This is a genomic window from Conexibacter sp. S30A1 (assembly GCF_023330665.1).
Lineage (GTDB): Bacteria > Actinomycetota > Thermoleophilia > Solirubrobacterales > Solirubrobacteraceae > Palsa-465.
In genome coordinates, this window is sequence record NZ_CP097127.1 from 3267741 (window position 1) to 3287206 (window position 19466).

A 19466-nucleotide genomic window follows, 5' to 3' on the forward strand; every position below is an offset into this window, starting at 1 on the left:
GCCTGGACCTGACGCCATCCCGCTACGCTCCCGCCGTGACCGAGCCCGAGCAGCCGCTAACCGGAGGCAACGCCGGCGGCCGGGTCGTGCGGGTGGGCGACACGGTGCGCAAACCCTGGAGCGCCGCCACGCCGGCGGTGGTAGAGCTGATGGCCGCCGTGCGGGACGCCGGCGTCGACGTGCCCGCTTTTCTCGGGCGCGACGAGCGCGGCCGCCAGATGCTCGCCTACGTGCCCGGCACCCTCGCGCTGCACAGTGACCCGCTGGCGCCCGCGGAGCTTGGCCGGGTCGGTGGGATCGTGCGTGCGATCCATGAGGCGTGCGCCGGGTTTGTCCCGCGCGCGGAGCCGCACTGGGCGGCGGCGATCCCCGCGCCCGGCGCCGAGCTCATCTGCCACGGCGACCTCGCACCCTGGAACCTGATCGTCGGTGAGCGCTGGGTCTTCATCGACTGGGACGGCGCCGGGCCGAGCACACGCCTGTGGGATCTCGCCTACGCGGCGCAGGCGTTCACGCTCAACGACCCGGCGGCGCCCACCGCAGACAGCGCCGCGTGTCTGGCGGCGTTCGTCACAGGCTACGGGGCCGACGCGAGCCTGCGAGCCGCGCTCCCGCGTGCGATGGCCGATCGCGCGGCCGCGATGCACGAGCTGCTGCGCTCATCGCACGCGACCGGCGTTGAGCCCTGGGCGAGCATGTACGCAAGCGGTCACGGCGACCACTGGGCGCGCGCCACGCGCTACGTAGCCGGGCACCAGGAGATCTGGGCTAGCGCGCTGTCGCGCTGAGCTCGGGCGTCTTGACCGCGACGATCCGCCACGGCTGCGCCTCGTCGCCTGACAGCGCGAGCGTCCAGCGCTCGGTGAAGCCGACCGGCCGCGTGGCGCTACCCGCGAGCACCTTGGCGGTGTCACGGTCCTCGATGTAGCGGCGCCCGCGCAGGTCCACATCGATGGTCATCGTCGGCGGCTGCGCGGCGGGATCGAGCGCCACGATCCGGATGCGCGCGACCTGCGGCCCGCGTACGACCAGGCGCGTTGAGGCGCTCGGATCGCCGGGGTGCAGCAGCTCTCTGACCGCCTCTGCCGTCGCGAGCGCGCGCAGCTCCTGGTCTGAGCCGTCGACCGCCTGCGCCCAGGCGTCCACGGCGTGGCGTGCCGCGACCTCGAGCACGTCGGGCGCGAAGCGCCCGTCGGCCAGGCTCAGATCCATCGCCGCCGCGTGCGCGTCGCCGGTGAACTGCAGCGCCGCCAGCTCCGACACCTTCACGCCGGCGGGTGCCGACTCGGCGACCGCGCCCTCGACCATGGCCTCGTCGCGCAGCTGTTGCTCGTCGGCCCAGTGGGTCTGCACGATCCGGTCCTTCAGCGCGTGCTCACCCTCGGCGCCGGACTCGATCGCGGCGAGCACCCAGTGTTCGCCGCGACGCTCGAGCGTCCAGTACTCGCGCATGCGCACCGACTCGGTGACCGCACCGGCGCGTTTGATGTGCCGCCCGCCGCGGTCGGTGACGTAGTCGCGCAGCTTCGCTTCGATCCTGACCACCACCCGGTCCACGTCCTGCTCGCCGCGCTCGCGCCGCAACAGGCCGACGTACTGGACCTTCGGCTCGCCGACCGGCTCGACATGGTTGCGCCAGCCGCGACGCTCGAAGTCGTCAAGGCGCCGCTCCCACTCGACCAGCAGCCCGGGCGTGATCAGCCCGCGCAGGGCGATGCGGTCATCCTCGGACCAGGCCCGCTGGATGTCTGAAAACAGCGCCGCGGCGGCCTCGCGCACCGCCGTGGGTCCGAAGATCGGGTTCTCATCCTCAGCCTCCGCGGCCGCCAGCTCGACGCGGCGCTCACGCCGGCGGCTCTCACGCCGGTGCGCGCGGCCCTGGCGCTGGCGCGCGGCCCAGAAGGTCACAAAGCTCGGCATGCCGCGCGTGTAGACCCACCAGATCGCGGCAGCCGCGGCGATGAAGATCAGCGCGACGCCGTGGGTGGCGATCGCCAGGTCGATGATCACGCGGAAGATCAAAAAGACGACAAAGACGTTCGCCCCGCCACCGCCGCCGCCACCGCCGTCACCACCGCTGAAGCCGGCCGAGCCGCCGCCGGCCGACGCCAACGCCGCCGGTGCGAGCACCAGCGCCACGGTGGCCGCCAGCGCCAGCGCGAAGATGATCCTGCCGCGGGACGGTTTCATCGGCGCGTGCGCCCCATCACAGGTCCGGCCTCAGCTCGCCGCGGCCGCGGCCAGCGGCCCAACGCCCGGTTGGCTCTGCGGGACGTGCTGGTCGGCGTGGTAGCTCGAGCGCACCAGCGGCCCGGCGGCGACATGCTCGAACCCGAGCCGGTAGGCCTCCGCCTCGAGCGCCGCGAATTCCTCCGGGTGCCAGTAGCGCACGATCGGCAGGTGGTTCTCGGTCGGTCGCAGGTACTGCCCGACGGTCAGCACCTGCACGTGGTTTGAACGCAGCGTGCCGATCGCGTCCACCATCTCCTCAAAGGACTCGCCGAGGCCGACCATCAGCCCGGACTTGGTGACGACCTCATCGCCGCCCAGCTCCTTGGCGTTGCGCAGAACCCGGTTTGAGCGCTCCCAGGTGGAGCCGCGGCGGGCGACCGTGTAGAGGCGGGGCACGACCTCGACGTTGTGGTTGAAGACGTCGGGGCGTTCGGCGACCACCTTCGCAAGCGGCATCTCCTGGCCGCGGAAGTCGGGCGTGAGGACCTCGATCTTGGTCTGCGGCGACTGGCGGCGGATCTGGCGGATCACGCCGACGAAGGCGTGGGCGCCGTAGTCGTACATGTCGTCACGGTCGACGCTCGTGATCACGGCGTGGCGCAGGCCCATGCGCGCGATCGACCGCGCGACCCTGGCCGGCTCGAGCGGATCGTCCCACGTCGGCTTGCCGCTGCGCACGTTGCAGAAGCCGCAGCGGCGGGTGCAGGTGTCGCCGAGGATCATGAAGGTGGCGGTGCCGCGTTGCCAGCACTCGCCGATGTTCGGGCAGGCGGCCTCCTGGCAGACGGTGTTGAGGTTCTCCGATTGGATCAGCGACTGCAGCTCTCGGTAGCGCGGTCCGCCGGGGGCGGGGACCTTGAACCAGGACGGCTTGCGGCCGCGGTGCGGCTGCACCTCGGGCCCGAGCACGGTCAGGACGTCTGCGATTCCACCGGGGTTGGAGCGTGCGCGGGTGGCGCTCATACAGCTACAAGCGTACCGCTGGTGCGCCGGTGGCCTGTTCGATCGCCGCGCGGGTCACCGGCAGCGCCTCGTGGCCGAGCGCGCCGGCGAGCGAAGCAGCGGCGAGCTCGCCGCAGTCGGTGACGCCGACGCGGCGGCCCTCGGACTCGATCGACGTCATCTGCACGTCGGGCAGGCCGCAGGCGACGATCCAGCCGAAGGGCTCAAGCGCGCGGGCCTCGACGTTGAGCGCGAAGCCGTGGGTGGTGACGCCGTGGGAGACGTGCACGCCGATCGAGGCGATCTTGCGCTCATCGACCCAGACACCCGTGTAGTCGGGGCCCTCGTCATCACGGGCGCGGGCGCTTACGCCGAGCGCCGCGAGCGTGGCGATCAGGGCGCGCTCGAGCAGGCGCACGTAGGCGACCACGTCCTCCACCGCGACGATCGGGTAGCCGACGAGCTGGCCGGGGCCGTGGTAGGTGACCTTGCCGCCGCGACGGGTCTCGATGATCTCGATGCCGCGGGCGGCGTAGAAGGCCTCGCCCATGCTGAGCTCGCCGGGCTGAGAGCGACGCCCGCGCGTGTAGACGGGCGGGTCGTGCTCGAGCAACAGCAGCGTGTCGGGGATCGCGCCCCGCTGGCGGGCCTCGCGCAGCCGCTCCTGGAGCGCGAGCGCGTCGCGGTAGCCGACCTGGCCCAGCTCACAGACCCACATTTCGGGCATGTCATTCATCCTAGAGCGGGTGCGGGTGTTGCAAATACGGCGCGCGGTGGTCCGGGCCTCGGCGATTGCGTAGGATCGCCTGATGAGCCTCACCCGCCTGCGCTGGCGCCTGCGCGGCGCCTGGCTGTGGCCGTCCTTTCTGGTCCTCAGCCTCGCTGACGCGACGATCATCCATGCGCTGCCGCCCGCCGGCGACAGCGCGACCTGGGTGGGGGGTTGGCTGCTCGCGTCGGTGCTCAACCTGCTGGCGATCGTGCTGCTCGGACGCGCGGGTGGGCAGGTCGTGCGCCGCCTGCGGAGTGACATGCCGGCGGTGGTCGCGCGTAACTATGCGGGAGCGCTCCTGACGCTCGCGATCACGCTGGCGTTCTTGGCCGCCGGTCTTGTGAATCAGGGCACGGTGCGGGCCGACCGCGCGGCACTCGCGGACGCAGCCGCCCGCGCGGAGGCCTACATCGGCGCGCACGCACCGGCGAGCTTTCAGGCGGACGTGCGAACGCTGGACACCTATGTGATGCAGGAGCCGCTCATCTACCGCTTCTGCGCGAGTGACGTGAGCGGCAGCCGCGACTATTGCGTCGTGGTCAACCGCTCGCAGCCGTTCGGCCGCAGCGTCCACTACGCGGGCGCCGAGCCCAACTGGCTGCTGGCCGAGGGCAGCAGTTAGGCGCGCCGCACCTGTGACCGGGGCCGTCTATCGTGGGCTGCGATGACGAGTTTTGCCGAACTGGGACTGTCGCAGCCGACGCTCGAGGCGTTGGCCGACGTCGGCTACCACGAACCCAGCCCGATCCAGGAGCAGGCGATCCCGCATCTGCTGCAGGGGCTGGACGTGATCGGCCAGGCGCAGACCGGCTCCGGCAAGACCGCCGCCTTCGGCCTGCCGCTGATCGATTACGTTGATCCCACCGAGCACGAGGTTCAGGCGCTCGTCCTGACCCCGACACGCGAGCTGTGCATCCAGGTGACGCAGGCCCTGCGCTCCTACGGCGTGCGCAAGGGTGTGGATGTCGTCGCCGTGTTCGGCGGCGCCCCGATCCGCAGCCAGCAGGCGCAGCTGCGCGCCGGGGGGCATGTCGTGGTCGGCACGGTCGGTCGCGTCAAGGATCTGATCAGCCGCCATTCGCTGATGCTGCACTCCTGCCGCTTCGTGGTGCTCGACGAGGCTGACGAGATGCTCGACCTCGGTTTTCTCGAGGATGTCGAGCGCATCATGGCGCTGACTCCGTCGAGCCGTCAGACGGCGCTCTTCTCGGCCACGATGCCGCCTGAGATCAGGCGGCTTGCCGACCAATACCTCTACAACCCGGTTGTGGTGCAGGTCAAGGCAGCGACGCTGACCGTCGACACGGTGGCGCAGTTTGGCCTGCAGGTCGCCTCCAAGGACAAGGTGGCGGCGCTGCTCGAGGTGCTGAGCGCCGAACGCCCGCGCCAGGCGATCGTCTTCTGCCGCACGAAGATCCGCTGCGAGCAGCTGTACCGCACACTGCGTGACAACGGCATGAACGTCAAGGCGCTGCACGGCGACATGACGCAAGGGGCGCGCGACGGCGTGATGATCGGCTTCAAAGAGGGCCGCACCCCGATCCTCGTGGCAACGGATGTCGCCGCGCGCGGGCTCGATATCTCGGCCGTCTCGCACGTCATCAACTTCGACATGCCGAACTCGCCGGATATCTACGTGCACCGCATTGGCCGCACCGGCCGGGTCGGCCGCAGCGGCCGCGCGATCACCTTCTACGAGGCGCGTCAGCAACGCGACGTGGAGGCGATCGAAGCGCACTCGGGCGTCAGGCTGACTCCCTGGAGCAAGGACGCACAGGGCGACGCGGAGCCCGCCCGCCCGCGCCCCAAGCGCCACTCAAAGCCCCATGACGCGGAGCGCGACGGCGGCGAGCCGCAGCTGCGCAAGCTGATCATCGCGGGAGGACGGGCCGAGGGTGTCGAGCCGCGCGATGTCGTCCGCGCGCTCACGGCCCCCACGCAGCTCGACGGCGAGGCGGTCCGCAACGTCGTCGTGCTCGAGCACTACGCGTTCGCCGAGATCCCAGCCCAGGACGCCGACCACGTGCTTCAGGCAGCCAGCGGCGTCGAGCTTCACGGCCGGCCGCTGCGGCTCGAGCTGGTCCGCGCCTGAGCTTCACGCGCCGCCCGCGGCGGCGTTGGTATTGCGCGTCTGACACCGTGCGCGTTGGGCAGTTACAGGCCCGGTCTGTGCAGTTACCCGTGCGACCTGTTCGGAATGGGCCGATCCGGGTATAGGCAGGACAAAGCCAAGACCGCGACTCCGCACGCCCCGCCGTGTTGGATTCAGTGGAAGTAACTCAAAGACAACTGGAGGCGTTATATGCGCAAACCAAGCTCCCTGCTGCGCGGCCGAACGAGCCGGCTGCACCGGCCGTCCCCGGCGATGATGGTGGCACTGGCCGCCCTGTTCCTGTCACTCGGTGGTGCAAGCTATGCGGCAGTGGTGCTGCCCGCGCACAGCGTCGGCTCAGCCCAGCTGAGGACGTTTGCCGTGACAAACCCGAAGCTCGCCAACGAGTCGGTTGGCTATCGCAAGATCATGCCGGGCGCGGTCGGCGTCGTACGCGTCGACAAGAACCAGGTGCAGCTGCGTGTCAATGGCACGTGCATGGCTGCCAACCAGGCGATGACCTCGGTCAACATCGAGGGTGGCGTGACCTGCGGGTCCACCTCGCCGAGCGAGTTTGACACCGGTGTGGCGACCGCCAAGCCGTTCACGACGACGGCGGCCACGATCGCGAGCATGTCGCTGGCCGGAGGGACCGAGTACATGGTGCAGGCCGCCCCATACATCACGGTGACCGGCAACAACGACGTGGCGGCGCAGACCATCAACGTGAGCTGCACGCTGGCCTCCGGCACCGCCACGACGGCGACCGAGACCCGCATGGTCAGCATCTACCTGCCGGTCGGCCAGGCGACGGCCTCCGCGTCGATCCCGCTGACGGTGATCCAGCCTGAGAGCCCGAACAGCAGCACCGCCTCGGTGACCTGCATGGACGCCACCACCGGTGGCATCACCGGCGCGGGCGTGCTCAACGCCTCGGCCACGGTCTACGCGACGACGCTGGCGCCGCCGACGACGGCGACAACGACGACGACGACCACGACGGCTGCTTCAGTCCGGCCGTAACGTGGAGGGTTCCGCCGCGCCCGCATTGATGGGCGCGGCGGAACCGGTCGCACAGCGGCCCGTCGGTCCGACACCCGTGCTCTGAAGCCTCGGGTTTGGATGGGCGGGCCGTTTTGTCTTCCGAACAGCTACGGTCAGAGCATGAGCACAGCAAAGCTGCACACCAACCACGGCACGATCACGCTCGAGTTCTTCGACGCTGATGCCCCCGAGACCGTCGCGAACTTCCGCAAGCTCTCAACGGACGGCTTCTACGACGGCCTGAGCTTTCACCGCGTCATCCCGGACTTCATGATTCAGGGTGGCTGCCCGCTGGGCACCGGCACGGGCGGGCCCGGTTACACGTTCGCCGACGAGTTCAACGACCACAAGGTCGTGCGCGGGGCGATCGCCATGGCCAACGCGGGCCCGAACACCAACGGCTCGCAGTTCTTCATCGTGACGACCGCATCGGCCCCGTGGCTCGATGGCAAGCACACGGTGTTTGGGCAGGTGACCGAGGGCATGGATGCGGTGGACGCGATCGAGGGGCTGCCGACCGACGGCCGTGACCGGCCCAAGGAGCCCGCTGTGATCGAGTCGGTCGAGCTCGGCGACTGACGGGCCGCTCGCGCAGTGGGCACGATCGCCGTCGCCAACCCGGCAACCGGCGCGACGCTCGCCGAGGTGCCGCTGATGGACGCCGCGCAGGTGGCGGAGCTTCACAGCCGTGCGCGCGCGGCCCAGCCCGCATGGCAGGAGCTGGGCTTCGCAGCCCGTGCGGCGGTCATGTGGCGGGCGCAGCGCTGGCTGCTTGAGAACACGCAGCGGGTGATCGACACGGTCGTGGCCGAGACCGGCAAAACCTACGAGGACGCGCAGCTCACCGACTTCGGCTACAGCGTGCAGGCACTCGGCTTCTGGGCCGCTCACAGCGAGCGCTACCTGGCAGACGAGCGCTCCCACTACTGGGGCAACCCGGTCCTGGCGGGCAAGCGGCTCGTGCTGCGCCGTGTGCCGCTGGGTGTGGTGGGCGTGATTGGGCCCTGGAACTTCCCGCTTGTCAACGGCTTTGGCGACTGCATCCCGGCGCTGATGGCCGGCAACGCCGTGATCCTCAAGCCCAGCGAGGTGACGCCGCTATCAGCGCTGCTGATGGCGGAGATGCTGTCCGCCTGCGGCATGCCGGACGGCGTCTTCCAGGTCGCCACGGGCGACGCTCAGACGGGCGTGGCCCTGGTCGCGCGCGTTGATTGCGTGATGTTCACGGGGTCCACGCGCACCGGCCGGGCGGTGGCGGTCGCGGCCGCCGAGCGGCTCATCCCCTGTCACCTCGAGCTCGGCGGCAACGACGCGATGATCGTCTGCGCCGACGCCGACATCGAGAAGGCGGCCAACGCCGCCGCCTACTACGCGATGAACAATTCGGGGCAGGTGTGCATCTCGGTCGAGCGTGTCTACGTCGAGGCGCCGGTCTATGACGAGTTCGTACGCCGGGTAGTTGAGAAGGTCCGCGCCCTGCGCCAGGGCCCGCCCGCCGGCCCCGGCAGCGTCGAGCTCGGCGCGATCACCTTCCCGCCGCAGTTCGAGACGATCGACGCGCACGTGCGCGACGCGCTCGAGCGCGGTGCGCGGGCGCTCGTGGGCGGCCATGGCCGCGGCTCCGGGGACGGCCGCTTCTATGAGCCGACGGTGCTGGTCGACGTTGACCACACGATGCTGACGATGCGCGAGGAGACCTTCGGCCCGGTGCTGCCGATCATGCGCGTCGCCGATATCGACGAGGCGGTCAGGCTCGCCAACGACTCCGATTACGGCCTGCAGGCCAGCGTGTTCACGCGCGATGCGCCGCGCGGCGAGCGGCTCGCCCGCCGGCTTGAGGTCGGCGCGGTGTGTGTGAACGCGGCCCAGATAAACTACTTCGCGCTGAACCTGCCGATGGGCGGCTGGAAGCGCTCGGGCCTGGGCACCCGCCACGGCGCCGAGGGCATCCGCAAGTACTGCCACACCCAGTCGATCCTGGTGAGCGGCTTCGGCCTGCGCCGGGAGCTCTTCATGTTCCCCTACAGCGCGCGCGTCACACGACTCCTGGCCCGGCTGCAGCGCACGGTTTACGGGCGGCGCGCCCGGCTGCGGGGCTGAGCCGGCACCCAGGTCCGCCAGCGGCCGGTGGCGTCAGAGCGCCGGGATCGGGCCGTGGGCGCCGACGATGCGGTCAAAGCGCCAGCCCCGCAGCTGCTCGCGACTGCCCGCGAGACCCACCACGACCGCGCCGGTGCGCTGCTCGATCGCGGCCAAGAGCCTGGCGAGCCGTTCGCTGAGTGCGCCCGACCGAGGGCTGCCGTCCGCTTGAGCTGTCTCGAGCGAGCCGTCCTCGACCAGCACGGTCACGCGATCCGGGTGGCGCAGGGCGATCTCGTCGATCAGCTGCTCGTCGGAGTCGGCCTGCTCGACGATGGCGAGAATGTCACTCATGTCTCTCAGCTTCGGTCGCGTCAGTTAAAGCCAGATCAAGGTTTGTTAGGAATCGCATCGCACCTTGCTCTATACCCTGATCAGCCGTGCCCGAACTGCCCGAGGTAGAAATCACCGCGAGGCTGATCGGCGCCACCCTGGCCGGAGCCGTGATCGAGTCGGCTACCGCCCCCGGGATCAACGCCGTGAAGAGCTTCGACCCGCCGCTCACCGTGCTCGCCGGCGCTGAGGTGCTGGCGATTCGCCGCCGCGGCAAGCTGTTTTTGATCGATCTGCACGCCGGCGGTCCTGCTGGACCGCCGGCTGACCTGACGCTGGTGGTGCACCTCATGTCGGCGGGGCGCCTGCAGCTCTTCGACCGCCCCGCCGCGCCCCGCGACCGCAGCTCCCGGGTGCTCTTGCGCCTGGCCGACGGGCGTGAGCTGCGCCTGCGCGAGTTCGGGACAAGGCAGCAGGCCTGGGTCAAGCTGATCCGCAACAGCGAGCTCGGTCGCGATGAGACGCTTCAGGCGCTCGGCCCGGAGGCGTGGCCGGACACGCTCGAGCCGGAGGCGCTGCGCGCGGCGTTGCGGGAGCCGCGCCCGGTGCATGCGGCGCTGCGTGACCAGCACGTGATCGCCGGCATCGGCCGCTCGTGGGTTGACGAGATCCTGCACGCCGCGCGGCTCTCACCCTTCAAGCGCGGCAGCGATCTGACGCTCGAGGAGGCCGCGCTGCTGGCCGATGCGATCCATGAGTGCCTGGGCCGGGCGGTCGCCCACTACGAGCGGGAGCTCGCGCTGCCGCTGCCCGACAAGCTGCCGATGCCGCTGGCCGTGCACCGGCGCAACGGCGAGCCCTGCCCGCGCTGCGCGACGACGATCGAGGCCGTCTTCTACGAGGAGCACGTGATGTGTTACTGCCCGACCTGCCAGACCGGCGGCAGGGTGCTCAAGGACCGCAGGCTCAGCCGGCTTTTGAAGTAGTCATGGCGTGCGCGACCCGTGGAGAGGACGTTCGACCCCAAACGTGATGCCCGATCAACAGCCAAGCGCATAGCGGGCGGCGATGCACACCTGTGACATCGTGCTGTCACTGACCGAGCCGACGAACTCGCTGAGCGACGCCTGCGTCACGGTGTGAAGGCCGTCGCAGTTGACCACCGACGGCTGGTCAAGGCCGATCGTGTCGTCCAGTGCGACCTCCGCTGCGAGCCCGCGGACGGACGTGGTGATCTCGGCAACGGTCACGAGCAGCCGGACATCCAGCACCGCGGTCCGGGTGAGCACGAGCACAGGACGCCGCTTGGCGCCGACCTCGGCGAGCCAGACCTCGCCGCGCTTCAGGGCGTGCCCCAGGATTCGGCTTGGACCCAACCGCTGTCGGGCCGTTCGGGTGCTCGCAGGTACGCGTCACGATCGGCTTGTGCCATCGCCGTCCGTACGGCGTCAGCCACTCCCTTGCGTGCTGCTGCTGAGATGTTGATGCCCAACCCCTGCGCCTGGAGGGCTAGCTCGCTGTCCAAGGTAAAGGTCGTCCGGGTCGGTGCCATACCCTGATGCTAGCTACTTGTGTCGCGGTAGATGATGCCTGCCGGGAGCATCGTGGTTGGCGCTGCTGTGGGCCGGCGAGGCCGGAGCCGCTCCCGTGAACCGCACCGCTGCCTGCTGGCGTTGCCTGCCTCGCTGCTTCAGCCGAACCTGCCGGCGATGTAATCGGCCGTGCGCTGATCGCCGGGGCTCGTGAAGATCGTCTTGGTTGTGTCGTATTCGACGAGCACGCCGCTGCGCGAGCCGTTCTCCACGTTCAGGCTGAAGAAGGCGGTGCGGTCAGCCACGCGCGCCGCCTGCTGCATGTTGTGGGTGACGATCACCTGCGTGTAGTCGCGCCTGAGCTCGTGCATCAGCTCCTCGACCGAGGCGGTGGCGATCGGGTCAAGCGCCGAGCACGGCTCGTCGAGCAGCAGGACGTCCGGCTCAATCGCCAGCGCGCGTGCGATGCACAGGCGCTGCTGCTGACCGCCAGAGAGTCCCAGAGCGCTCTGCTTGAGGCGATCCTTGACCTCGTCCCAGAGCGCGGCGCCGCGCAGCGCGTTCTCGACCCGCTCCTCGAGATCGGCGCGCAGGCCGAGTATGCGGGGCGCCCAGGCGATGTTCTCGTAGATCGACTTCGGGAACGGGTTGGGGCGCTGGAACACCATGCCGATGCGCCGGCGCACCTCGACGGGGTCGATGTTGCGCTCGTAGATGCTGCGGTCGTGGTAGAGGACCTCGCCGGAGAGTCTGAAACCGGGGATCGCATCGTTCATGCGATTGAGGGTTCGCAGCATCGTGCTCTTGCCACAGCCCGACGGGCCGATGATCGCGGTGATCACGTTCTTGTGAATCCGCATGTTGATGCCGCCGACCGCGAGCGCCTGGCCGTAATGGACATCGACGCCGCGCAGCTCATAGACGACCTCGGTGCTGCCGGTGGCCACCGCGCTCTCGCCTGCGACCTCCACGTTCAGCAGCGAGCGCTCCTGTTCGGCGGTCTTCTCGGGGGGGCTGAGGCTCATCTGCGCAGGTCTCCTTGTCGATTGGGTGCGATCATCGGCCGGCCAGCTTCCGCCGCTGCCTTGCGAGCATCGCACGAGCGGAGAGGTTGCCCACCAGGATGAGCGCGATCAGCACCAGCGCGGCACCCCACGCGCGGGCGTGATCGCTGGGGAATCCAGACTCCGAGTAGCGGTAGATGTCGATCGGGATGTTCGGGATCGCGGTCCCGAATATGTTCAGGGTGGTGGTGTTGCCAAAGACCGAGTCGCACAGAAGCAGCGGCGCGGTCTCGCCGAAGGCGCGGGCGATGGCCAGGATCGCGCCGGTGAGGATGCCGCCGAGCGCCGAGGGCAGAACGATGCCGAGGATCATGCGCCAGCGCCTGACGCCGAGGGCGTGCGCGGCGTTGCGCAGGTCGCCTGGAACCAAGAGCAGCATCTCCTGGGTCGTACGCGCCATGAGCGGCAGCATGATGATCGCCAGCGCGATCGACGCCGCAAAGCCGGTCTGGCTGTGGGAGACCACGAGCAGGCCGAAGATGAAGACGCCGATCACGATCGTCGGCGTGCCGTTGAGCAGGTCGAGCACGAGCCTGATGGGCGGCGCCGTGCGCGGCGTCGCAAACTCGGTGAGGTAGAGCGCGATCAGGATGCCCAGCGGCAGCGCCATCGCGGTGCCGACGGCGACGATCAGCGCGCTGCCCACGATCGCGTTGGCGATCCCGCCGCCCACGGCCCCGAGGCCCACCGCAGGGTTCTGCGTGAGAAACGGGATCGAGAGCGCGCTTGCGCCCTTGATGAGGACCGAGCCGACGACGATCGCGAGCACTGCAACCGCAAGGCCGGCGGCTGCGGTTGCGCTCAGGCGCATGAGCCTGTCGGTCAAGCGTCGGCGCCGCAGGTTGCGGTCCTCGGCGCCAAGCAGCGTTGTCGAAGAGCCGGTTGCCGTGCTCACAGCGCGAGCCCCCTGCGCTTCTGGAAGCGGCGGGTGATGAGCTGTGCGGCGAGGTTTGCGATCAGCTCCATCACCAGCAGCACAAGCGCGCAGTAAAAGAGCGACGCCGTCTGCAGCCGGCTGACGGTGCCGATGAACTGCTCGGCGATCCGGCTTGCGAGCGTGTCGCCGTTCTGAAAGAGGCTTGCGGTGATCGTCGAGCCGGTACCGATCACCTGGGTGACCGCGATCGCCTCGCCCAGTGCGCGGCTGAGGCCGAGGATCGTGGCGGCGCCGATGCCGGCGCGCGAGGAGTCGAGCACCACGCCGCGGATCATCTCCCAGCGCGTCATGCCCAGTGCAAGCGCGCCGTCCTTGAGATCCTGTGGCACGGTCAAAAACAGGTCGCGGCAGACGGCGGCGATGATCGGCAGGACCATGATCGCCAGCACGACACCTGCGGTGAAGACGCCCAGGCCGGTCGGGTTCGGCGCACCGAAGATCGGGATCCAGCCCAGCGCCGCGTGCAGCGCCGGTTCGATCGTCGTGCGCAAAAAGGGTGCCAGGACGATGATCCCCCACAGGCCGAGAATCACGCTTGGAACTGCCGCGAGCAGCTCGACCAGCGGGCCGATCACCGCACCCACGCGCCCGTGTGCGAGCACGGCCAGGTACACGGCGATCGCGACCCCCAGCGGCACCGCGATGACCAGTGCGATCACCGAGGTCACGACGGTTCCATAGATCAGCACGGCGGCGCCGTAGACGTTCGCGTTCACCGCGCCGGCTGAGAGCGTCGGGTTCCAGGTCGAGTGCCACAGGAAGCCCAGTCCGAACGCCGAGATCGAGAGGCTCGAGCCGTTCACCACCTGCTCGACCAGCAGCACCAGCACCGCGATCGTCGCGAGCGCTGCACCACTGGTGAGCACGGTCAGCAGCCGGTCGCCGAAGCGCCCGCCGGCCCGGCCGGTGGGTGAAAGTGAGGTGCTCGAGGCGGTGCCCTGGATGCTCATGCGGGCGGATCATAAACAGCCCTGTGTTCACATCTGGGGAGTGGGCCGTAAGCGTTCACAAGATAGAAACAGCATGCTCACCGGTTGGTCACGCGCAGCCTGGAGTTAGGCGCGACGCTGTGGCGCGTACCCGTATCAACCAGGAGGAAGCTCGTAACTATGAGACGTCACTTGCTGAGCCTGACGGTCGCCGCAGCGGCTGTGGGCTCGTTCGCGCTGGCCGGTAGTGCCAACGCCTTTGCCGGTTCGATCACCGGCGCCGGTTCCACGCTCGTCGCGCCGGCGGTCGAGAACATCTGGGCGCCAGACTTTCAGAAAGCGACGGGCAACACCGTCACCTACGGCGCCGTCGGCTCCGGCGCCGGGATCTCCCAGATCACGGCTAACACGGTCAATTTCGGCGCCTCCGACGGGCCGCTGACCTCGTCACAGTCCGCCGCCTGCTCGGGCTGCATCGAGATCCCGTGGGCGCTTGCCTCGACGGGCCTCTCCTACAACCTGCCCGGCGTCAAGACGCTGCAGCTCTCCGGGCCGGTGATCGCCGAGATCTTCCTCGGACGGATCACCAACTGGGACAGCCCGGCGATCAAGAAGCTCAACCCTGGCGAGAAGCTTCCCAACCTGAAGATCACGCCCGTGCACCGCAGCGACGGCTCGGGTGACACCTACGCCTTCACGCACTACCTCTCCGATGTCAGCCAGGCGTGGGCGACCAATGTCGGTTACGCCACGTCGGTCAACTGGCCGACCGGCACCGGCGGCGACGGCAACAGCGGTGTGGCTGAGATCGTCAGCTCCACGGTGGGCGCGATCGGCAACAACTCGTGGTTCTACATCCACGACGACCACCTGCACGCGGTCGCTGTCGAGAACAACGCCGGCAGGTTCATCTACCCGTACGTGAAGAACGTGGCCGACGCGGCCAGCGCGATCCTCAAGAAGGTGCCTAACTTCCGCAACCTCAACCCGGGCACGGCCGACACGATCGCCAACGCGCTGGCGGTGGTCGATTGCCCCTACACGGGCCCGAAGGCCCGGAAGGTCAAGCGCGGCAAGAAGATGGTGATGGTCACGCCGAAGCTCACCGCCCTCCAGAAGGAGGAGGCCAATGCCTACCCGCTCTCGACCTTCACCTATGTGCTCGTCCGCCCGAACTCCGCGAACCTGCCGCTGGTGAAGCGGTTCATCAAGTTCGCGATCAGCGCCAAGGAGCAGGCGAAGGGTCCCTCGATCCAGTTTGCCCCGCTGCCAGCCGCGGTCGCGGCGGCCGACGCGAAGGTCGTGGGCTCTCTGTAGCTGCACTTCGGGACCGGCCCACAGGGCCGAGCCGTTAGCGGTTGTCCTTATGAGGGGGGCGGCAGGCTTTGCCTGCCGCCCCCCTCGCCTTGACTGCTCGCTCGAGCGGCACGCTCTGCCCAGGCCGCTAGCTTGTGAGCGCGTGAGGCGACTTGCTCCAGCGCTCGCGGTGCGCGACTTCCGCATGTGGTTTGGCGCCAGCTTCGCGATGAGCGTGGCGCTGCAGATGCTCGAGGTGATCATCGGCTGGTCGGTCTACTCCCACCAGCACAGCGCGCTGGATCTGGGGTGGATCGGGCTGGCGGAGTTCATCCCGCTGTTCGTGCTGGCGCTGCCGGCCGGACACATCGCCGACCGCTTCCCGCGCCAGCGCGTGCTCGCCACCGCAACCTTCCTCGGCTCAGGCGTCGCGCTCGGCCTGGCCGCGATCACCGCTGCCGGCGTGCACGCGCCGACACCGTACTTTGCCCTGGCGCTCGGTGCTGGGGTGACGATGGCGATCGGCTCGCCCGCCTCACGCGCGATGCCGCCGGTGCTCGTCGGCCGCGATTTGATCCCCAACGCCATGGTGCTGCGCTCGTTCGCCGGGCAGGGGGCGGGGATCATCGGGCCGGCGGTCGGCGGGCTGGTCTACGCGCTCTCGCCCACCGCGGTCTACCTGCTGGCCGCAGTCGCGCTGCTCGTCAGCACCGCCCTGGCGCTGCTGATCGGCCCGGGTGTGGGGGCGCAGGCTGGCGTTGAGGCTCGCAGGCAGGCCGCGAGCCTGCGCTCGGTGCTCGAGGGGCTGCGCTTCCTGCGCCGCACGCCGATCGTGCTCGGCGCGATCCTGCTTGACCTCTTCGCGGTCCTGTTCGGTGGGGCGGTGGCGCTGCTGCCGATCTTTGCCGCCCACTACCTGCACGTGGGCGCGGTCGGCCTTGGTGCGCTGCGTGCGGCACCCGCGGTGGGCGCCATCTTTGGGGCGCTCTTCATGCTGCGCCGGCCGGTCTCAAGGCACGCGGGCCGTGTCCTGCTCGGTGTCGTTGCGGCCTTTGGCCTGTCCATCGTCGTCTTCGGCCTGTCGCGCAACTTCGAGCTGTCGCTAGCGGCGCTGGCGGCGAGCGGGTTCGTCGACATGTTCTCGATGAACATCCGCTCGACGACCTCGGCGCTTGCCACGCCGGATGCGCTGCGCGGCCGGGTCAATGCTGTCGAGCTCGTGTTCATCTCCGCCTCAAACCAGCTGGGCGCCTTCGAGTCCGGGCTGGCAGCCACCCTGTTTGGCACGATCACCGCCGTGGTCGGTGGTGGCCTCTTGACGGTCGCGATCGCGGCCGGCTGGGCCGGACTCTTCCCGCAGCTGGCAGGTGTGGACCGGATGACCGACCTGCAGCACGAGTCGGGCGCCCTGGCCCAGGCGCAAGCGGGTCCGTAGCGGGTGTGGTGCCAGCGGCAGCTACGATGCCCCCATGGCCATCGAACCTGGAACCCCCGCCCCCGACTTCACGCTGCCTGACCAGCACGGCGAGCCTGTGACCCTCTCCGCGCTGCGCGGCAAGCCGGTCGTCCTCTACTTCTACCCCAAGGCCGATACCCCCGGATGCACGACGCAGGCCTGCGGCGTGCGCGACCACCGCGCCGACTACGCGAAGCTGGGCGCGGTTGTACTCGGCGTCTCACCGGACCCCGTCAAGCCGATCGCCAAGTTCGCCGAAAAGTACGAGCTCGGCTTCACGCTGCTCTCCGACGAGGACCATGCGGTGGCCGAGTCCTACGGCGTCTGGGTGCAGAAGTCGATGTACGGCAAGACCTACTTCGGCAACGAGCGCACGACCTTCGTGATCGACCCCGACGGCGTGGTCAAGGCGGTCTTCCGCAAGGTCAAGCCCGCCGAGCACGACGCGCAGGTGCTGGCGGCGCTGGCTGAGTAGCGCTCGCCTGGGCGGATTGCTGCTGGGCGCAGTAATACGATGCGGGTATGTCAAGCACCGCGCGCGATATCTGGAAAGAGATGACTTTAGCCGAGCGAGCGGAGATGGATGACCAGCTCCGCAACGCCGGGGGGAAGCTTGCCGCCGCTGATCTGCTCGCGGAGATCCGCTCCCGGCCCGGCCACAAGCCGTACACCGGGCCGCCAATCGCTGAGGCTGTACGCGCCCAACGTGCTGAGCGCGAAGAGCAGCTTGACGGGAACCTCCGTCACCGGTGATCGTCATCGACGCGACGGCGCTTGTCGAGCTGTTGCTCGACAGGTCTGGTGGTGCTGCGTTCGTAGCCGAGGTCGTCGGCCGAGAGCCGATGCACGCCCCCGAGATGATCGACCTTGAGTGTCTGAATACGCTTCGTCGCCTAGTCCGTCGGAGCGAGATCACGGAGGCCGACGGCGACGCAGCGGCGCAGGAGTTGGAGGCCGCGCACATCGTGCGCTATCGCCACCGGATGCTTCGTCCGCGCGTCTGGGATCTGCGCCACAACCTCTCAAGCTATGACGCGAGCTACCTCGCGCTGGCCGAGGCCGTCAGAGGGTCGACGCTGCTGACCGGCGACAACGGGCTATACCAAGCTGCCGTCGGCGTCCTTGGCACGAGCCCGCGTTCTCCGTCTGCCCTGAGTCGCTGCACACTTAGACCAGGCCGTGGATCTTGGCGAATGGGTCCCAGGTCGCGTCTTTGTGAGTTTCAAGCTCGGCGCGGGTCGTGGCAGTCTCCGCCACGTCGTTGCCGAACAGGTTCGCCAGCAGCGCGGCGGCCATGTCCATCCCTGCCGCTATGCCCGATGATGTCCAACGGTCGCCGTCCTCGACCCATCGAGCCTCCGCAACCCACTCGACGTTCTCGCCATGCTGGCGCACCCACTCGAAAGCCGCCTTGTTAGATGTCGCCCGGTAGTCGTCGAGCAAGCCTGCCGCCGCCAGGAGCGCGGAACCCGTGCATACCGATGTCACCAACGACGCGGAGGCGGACCAGTCACGCAGCCAAGTTAGAAACGCGCTGTCACTGACGAGTGATCGCGTGCCTTGTCCGCCGGGAACGAGCACGATGTCCGGGGTCGGGGCCCTCGCGTAGCGGATGGTCGCGACCGCCTCAACGCCCTGGCTGCTCGCAACCGGCCCCGCCTCGGGACCGATGAACTCGACTGCGAGGTGGTCGGGCACCAGGCCGAACAGCTCCACCGGCCCGAACACGTCCAGCAGCTCGAATCCCTCGAAGAGCACGACGGAAAGGCGACGCGGGTCGTTGGGCACCGGCGACGCTTACGAAAGCCCCACTACCGCGAGCACCCGCGCACCGCATATATGACTAATCCTGAGCCTGCTTTGCTCCCTTCTCTGGACTCGCGTAGGTTCCGTAGCGTCGCCGATGTCGTTGGCGGTGACGTCAGTCCGCGACAGTCTTTGACTACTCCGAGCACGACGCGCAGGTGCTGGCCGTGCTGGCTGGCTGAGCCTCGTCAGGCAGCCGGTACGGGCACGGGACGGAGGTCGAGTCCAGGAATGCCCTCGAAATCCTTGGAGTTGCCGGTGTAGAGCGGCAGACCGTTCGCGATGGCTGTCGCCGCGATGAGCGCATCGAAGGCCCGCGCTCGGCGCTTGCCGCCCTCGGCATGCAGGTGCGCGGCGATCGGCGCGAACATCTGCGCACAGGCGGCGTCGAACGGCAGCATCTCCACCTCGGCGGCCAGTTGAACGTGCTGCTGGCGCCTGGCGCGTTCGGCCGGATCGTCCACAAGCAGCGGCCCGAGTGAAAGCTCGGCGAGAGTGATTGCACTCAGGCAGACTTGGGCGGGCAGCGAGTCGCCGGGACTGGCCACCCGCTCACTGTGGATGAACGTCGATGTGTCTAGCAACCCGCGCTCAGGATTGCTGGGCACGCGCGTACGGGTCGTCGATGGTCTGGTCGATGACCGCGTCTATGTCGGCGCGCAGGCGGTCCGCATCCATCGCCGACAGCTTCCGCTTGCGCGCCAGGAGCTCGGCCGTGGTCAGATAGCGGCCTTTAATCGGGCGCAGCTCCGCGACCGGCGCGCCATGCGACGTGACGGTCAGCGTCTCGCCCTCCTGCACGCGTGCCAGGACCTCTCCGCCGTGGTTTCGAAGGTCTCTGACCGTGACATTCGCGCCCATGTATCACACGGTATCACCGTCCAGGGGCGAAGTCGATCGCTTCGTAGCCCTGGAGTGGCCCCTCTGACCGCCCCTCGGCCCCAAATCTCCG

General features: G+C 69.0%; 23 protein-coding genes and 1 pseudogene. 11 read left to right on the forward strand and 13 right to left on the reverse strand.

The window, feature by feature from the left end:
* Positions 1-35: 35 nt before the first annotated feature.
* The gene (locus M3M54_RS15625; protein ID WP_249019949.1) at positions 36-788 is read left to right on the forward strand and encodes a phosphotransferase; all 753 of its coding nucleotides are present in this window, start codon (positions 36-38) and stop codon (positions 786-788) included.
* Here M3M54_RS15625 and M3M54_RS15630 read toward each other — a convergent pair.
* From M3M54_RS15630 to lipB, 3 genes are read right to left on the reverse strand one after another with little or no spacing between them, the layout of a single operon-like run.
* Positions 769-2190: a Tim44-like domain-containing protein gene (locus M3M54_RS15630; RefSeq protein WP_256465793.1), complete on the reverse strand. Its 1422-nt coding sequence runs from the start codon at positions 2188-2190 to the stop codon at positions 769-771. The genes M3M54_RS15625 and M3M54_RS15630 overlap by 20 nt on opposite strands.
* A gap of 30 nt (positions 2191-2220) precedes the next feature.
* Positions 2221-3195, reverse strand: coding sequence for a lipoyl synthase (gene lipA / locus M3M54_RS15635; protein WP_249019950.1), 975 nt, complete (start codon positions 3193-3195; stop codon positions 2221-2223).
* Between the two features lie 4 nt (positions 3196-3199).
* Positions 3200-3901, reverse strand: coding sequence for a lipoyl(octanoyl) transferase LipB (gene lipB, locus M3M54_RS15640; protein ID WP_249019951.1), 702 nt, complete (start codon positions 3899-3901; stop codon positions 3200-3202).
* An 82-nt stretch (positions 3902-3983) separates the two neighbouring features.
* Here lipB and M3M54_RS15645 point away from each other — a divergent pair, with 82 nt between their 5' ends.
* The 5 genes from M3M54_RS15645 (at position 3984) to M3M54_RS15665 (ending at position 9182) form a co-directional block, all read left to right on the forward strand.
* A complete protein-coding gene (locus M3M54_RS15645; protein ID WP_249019952.1) occupies positions 3984-4568 on the forward strand; it encodes a hypothetical protein in 585 nt (194 codons plus the stop codon).
* A 42-nt stretch (positions 4569-4610) separates the two neighbouring features.
* On the forward strand, positions 4611-6038 hold the full coding sequence (locus tag M3M54_RS15650; RefSeq protein WP_249019953.1) for a DEAD/DEAH box helicase: 1428 nt from the start codon (positions 4611-4613) through the stop codon (positions 6036-6038).
* A 210-nt stretch (positions 6039-6248) separates the two neighbouring features.
* Complete coding sequence (locus M3M54_RS15655) at positions 6249-7061, forward strand: hypothetical protein (RefSeq protein WP_249019954.1); 813 nt, start codon at positions 6249-6251, stop codon at positions 7059-7061.
* A 141-nt stretch (positions 7062-7202) separates the two neighbouring features.
* Positions 7203-7661 carry a peptidylprolyl isomerase gene (locus tag M3M54_RS15660; protein ID WP_249019955.1) on the forward strand — a complete coding sequence of 153 codons (459 nt, stop codon included), beginning with the start codon at positions 7203-7205 and terminating at the stop codon, positions 7659-7661.
* A 15-nt stretch (positions 7662-7676) separates the two neighbouring features.
* Positions 7677-9182: an aldehyde dehydrogenase family protein gene (locus tag M3M54_RS15665; RefSeq protein WP_249019956.1), complete on the forward strand. Its 1506-nt coding sequence runs from the start codon at positions 7677-7679 to the stop codon at positions 9180-9182.
* Between the two features lie 33 nt (positions 9183-9215).
* On the opposite strand, the gene M3M54_RS15670 is transcribed toward M3M54_RS15665, so the two are convergent.
* Positions 9216-9515 carry a hypothetical protein gene (locus tag M3M54_RS15670; RefSeq protein ID WP_249019957.1) on the reverse strand — a complete coding sequence of 100 codons (300 nt, stop codon included), beginning with the start codon at positions 9513-9515 and terminating at the stop codon, positions 9216-9218.
* An 86-nt stretch (positions 9516-9601) separates the two neighbouring features.
* On the opposite strand from M3M54_RS15670, the gene M3M54_RS15675 reads away from it, so the two are divergent.
* Positions 9602-10480 (forward strand): DNA-formamidopyrimidine glycosylase family protein, encoded by an 879-nt coding sequence (locus tag M3M54_RS15675; RefSeq protein ID WP_249019958.1) that lies wholly within the window; start codon positions 9602-9604, stop codon positions 10478-10480.
* 54 nt (positions 10481-10534) lie between these two features.
* On the opposite strand, the gene M3M54_RS15680 is transcribed toward M3M54_RS15675, so the two are convergent.
* From M3M54_RS15680 to pstC, 5 genes are all read right to left on the reverse strand, one after another.
* Positions 10535-10870, reverse strand: coding sequence for a type II toxin-antitoxin system PemK/MazF family toxin (locus M3M54_RS15680; protein WP_249019959.1), 336 nt, complete (start codon positions 10868-10870; stop codon positions 10535-10537).
* Positions 10837-11046: a type II toxin-antitoxin system CcdA family antitoxin gene (locus M3M54_RS17100; protein ID WP_371878604.1), complete on the reverse strand. Its 210-nt coding sequence runs from the start codon at positions 11044-11046 to the stop codon at positions 10837-10839. Before M3M54_RS17100 ends, M3M54_RS15680 begins: the two co-directional genes overlap by 34 nt.
* Before the next feature lie 138 nt (positions 11047-11184).
* On the reverse strand, positions 11185-12051 hold the full coding sequence (gene pstB / locus M3M54_RS15685) for a phosphate ABC transporter ATP-binding protein PstB (protein ID WP_249019960.1): 867 nt from the start codon (positions 12049-12051) through the stop codon (positions 11185-11187).
* Between the two features lie 31 nt (positions 12052-12082).
* On the reverse strand, positions 12083-12985 hold the full coding sequence (gene pstA / locus M3M54_RS15690; RefSeq protein ID WP_249019961.1) for a phosphate ABC transporter permease PstA: 903 nt from the start codon (positions 12983-12985) through the stop codon (positions 12083-12085).
* Positions 12982-13977, reverse strand: a complete 996-nt coding sequence (gene pstC / locus M3M54_RS15695) for a phosphate ABC transporter permease subunit PstC (protein ID WP_249019962.1) — start codon at positions 13975-13977, stop codon at positions 12982-12984. Before pstC ends, pstA begins: the two co-directional genes overlap by 4 nt.
* Positions 13978-14136: 159 nt before the next feature.
* Between pstC and pstS the strand changes: the two genes are divergently transcribed.
* From pstS to bcp, 3 genes are all read left to right on the forward strand, one after another.
* Complete coding sequence (gene pstS, locus M3M54_RS15700; protein WP_249019963.1) at positions 14137-15273, forward strand: phosphate ABC transporter substrate-binding protein PstS; 1137 nt, start codon at positions 14137-14139, stop codon at positions 15271-15273.
* A gap of 142 nt (positions 15274-15415) precedes the next feature.
* The gene (locus M3M54_RS15705; RefSeq protein WP_249019964.1) at positions 15416-16687 is read left to right on the forward strand and encodes an MFS transporter; all 1272 of its coding nucleotides are present in this window, start codon (positions 15416-15418) and stop codon (positions 16685-16687) included.
* Between the two features lie 34 nt (positions 16688-16721).
* Positions 16722-17183: a thioredoxin-dependent thiol peroxidase gene (gene bcp, locus M3M54_RS15710; RefSeq protein WP_249019965.1), complete on the forward strand. Its 462-nt coding sequence runs from the start codon at positions 16722-16724 to the stop codon at positions 17181-17183.
* An 86-nt stretch (positions 17184-17269) separates the two neighbouring features.
* Here the strand turns inward: bcp and M3M54_RS15715 are convergent, their stop codons facing one another.
* Entirely contained in the window at positions 17270-17455 is a 186-nt protein-coding gene (locus M3M54_RS15715; protein ID WP_249019966.1) for a hypothetical protein, read from the reverse strand.
* 2 nt (positions 17456-17457) lie between these two features.
* On the opposite strand from M3M54_RS15715, the pseudogene M3M54_RS17105 reads away from it, so the two are divergent.
* Positions 17458-17808 (forward strand): annotated as a pseudogene (locus tag M3M54_RS17105) (type II toxin-antitoxin system VapC family toxin); the annotation flags it as partial.
* A gap of 67 nt (positions 17809-17875) precedes the next feature.
* On the opposite strand, the gene M3M54_RS15720 reads toward M3M54_RS17105, so the two are convergent.
* From M3M54_RS15720 to M3M54_RS15730, 3 genes are all read right to left on the reverse strand, one after another.
* Positions 17876-18496: a DJ-1/PfpI family protein gene (locus M3M54_RS15720; protein WP_249019967.1), complete on the reverse strand. Its 621-nt coding sequence runs from the start codon at positions 18494-18496 to the stop codon at positions 17876-17878.
* Between the two features lie 206 nt (positions 18497-18702).
* Positions 18703-19122, reverse strand: a complete 420-nt coding sequence (locus M3M54_RS15725; protein WP_249019968.1) for a type II toxin-antitoxin system VapC family toxin — start codon at positions 19120-19122, stop codon at positions 18703-18705.
* The gene (locus M3M54_RS15730) at positions 19106-19375 is read right to left on the reverse strand and encodes a type II toxin-antitoxin system Phd/YefM family antitoxin (protein ID WP_256465794.1); all 270 of its coding nucleotides are present in this window, start codon (positions 19373-19375) and stop codon (positions 19106-19108) included. Before M3M54_RS15730 ends, M3M54_RS15725 begins: the two co-directional genes overlap by 17 nt.
* Positions 19376-19466 lie beyond the last annotated feature (91 nt).

Excerpts from the sequence above, each read along its gene's own strand:
- pstB (WP_249019960.1), bottom strand. The coding sequence starts at position 12,051 with ATGAGCCTCAGCCCCCCCGAGAAGACCGCCGAACAGGAGCGCTCGCTG.
- lipB (WP_249019951.1), bottom strand. The coding sequence starts at position 3,901 with ATGCCCGAAATGTGGGTCTGTGAGCTGGGCCAGGTCGGCTACCGCGAC.
- M3M54_RS15630 (WP_256465793.1), bottom strand. The coding sequence starts at position 2,190 with ATGAAACCGTCCCGCGGCAGGATCATCTTCGCGCTGGCGCTGGCGGCC.
- M3M54_RS17100 (WP_371878604.1), bottom strand. The coding sequence starts at position 11,046 with ATGGCACCGACCCGGACGACCTTTACCTTGGACAGCGAGCTAGCCCTC.
- pstC (WP_249019962.1), bottom strand. The coding sequence starts at position 13,977 with ATGAGCATCCAGGGCACCGCCTCGAGCACCTCACTTTCACCCACCGGC.
- M3M54_RS15645 (WP_249019952.1), top strand. The coding sequence starts at position 3,984 with ATGAGCCTCACCCGCCTGCGCTGGCGCCTGCGCGGCGCCTGGCTGTGG.
- pstS (WP_249019963.1), top strand. The coding sequence starts at position 14,137 with ATGAGACGTCACTTGCTGAGCCTGACGGTCGCCGCAGCGGCTGTGGGC.
- M3M54_RS15730 (WP_256465794.1), bottom strand. The coding sequence starts at position 19,375 with ATGGGCGCGAATGTCACGGTCAGAGACCTTCGAAACCACGGCGGAGAG.
- bcp (WP_249019965.1), top strand. The coding sequence starts at position 16,722 with ATGGCCATCGAACCTGGAACCCCCGCCCCCGACTTCACGCTGCCTGAC.
- M3M54_RS15655 (WP_249019954.1), top strand. The coding sequence starts at position 6,249 with ATGCGCAAACCAAGCTCCCTGCTGCGCGGCCGAACGAGCCGGCTGCAC.
- M3M54_RS15660 (WP_249019955.1), top strand. The coding sequence starts at position 7,203 with ATGAGCACAGCAAAGCTGCACACCAACCACGGCACGATCACGCTCGAG.
- lipA (WP_249019950.1), bottom strand. The coding sequence starts at position 3,195 with ATGAGCGCCACCCGCGCACGCTCCAACCCCGGTGGAATCGCAGACGTC.
- M3M54_RS15670 (WP_249019957.1), bottom strand. The coding sequence starts at position 9,515 with ATGAGTGACATTCTCGCCATCGTCGAGCAGGCCGACTCCGACGAGCAG.
- M3M54_RS15650 (WP_249019953.1), top strand. The coding sequence starts at position 4,611 with ATGACGAGTTTTGCCGAACTGGGACTGTCGCAGCCGACGCTCGAGGCG.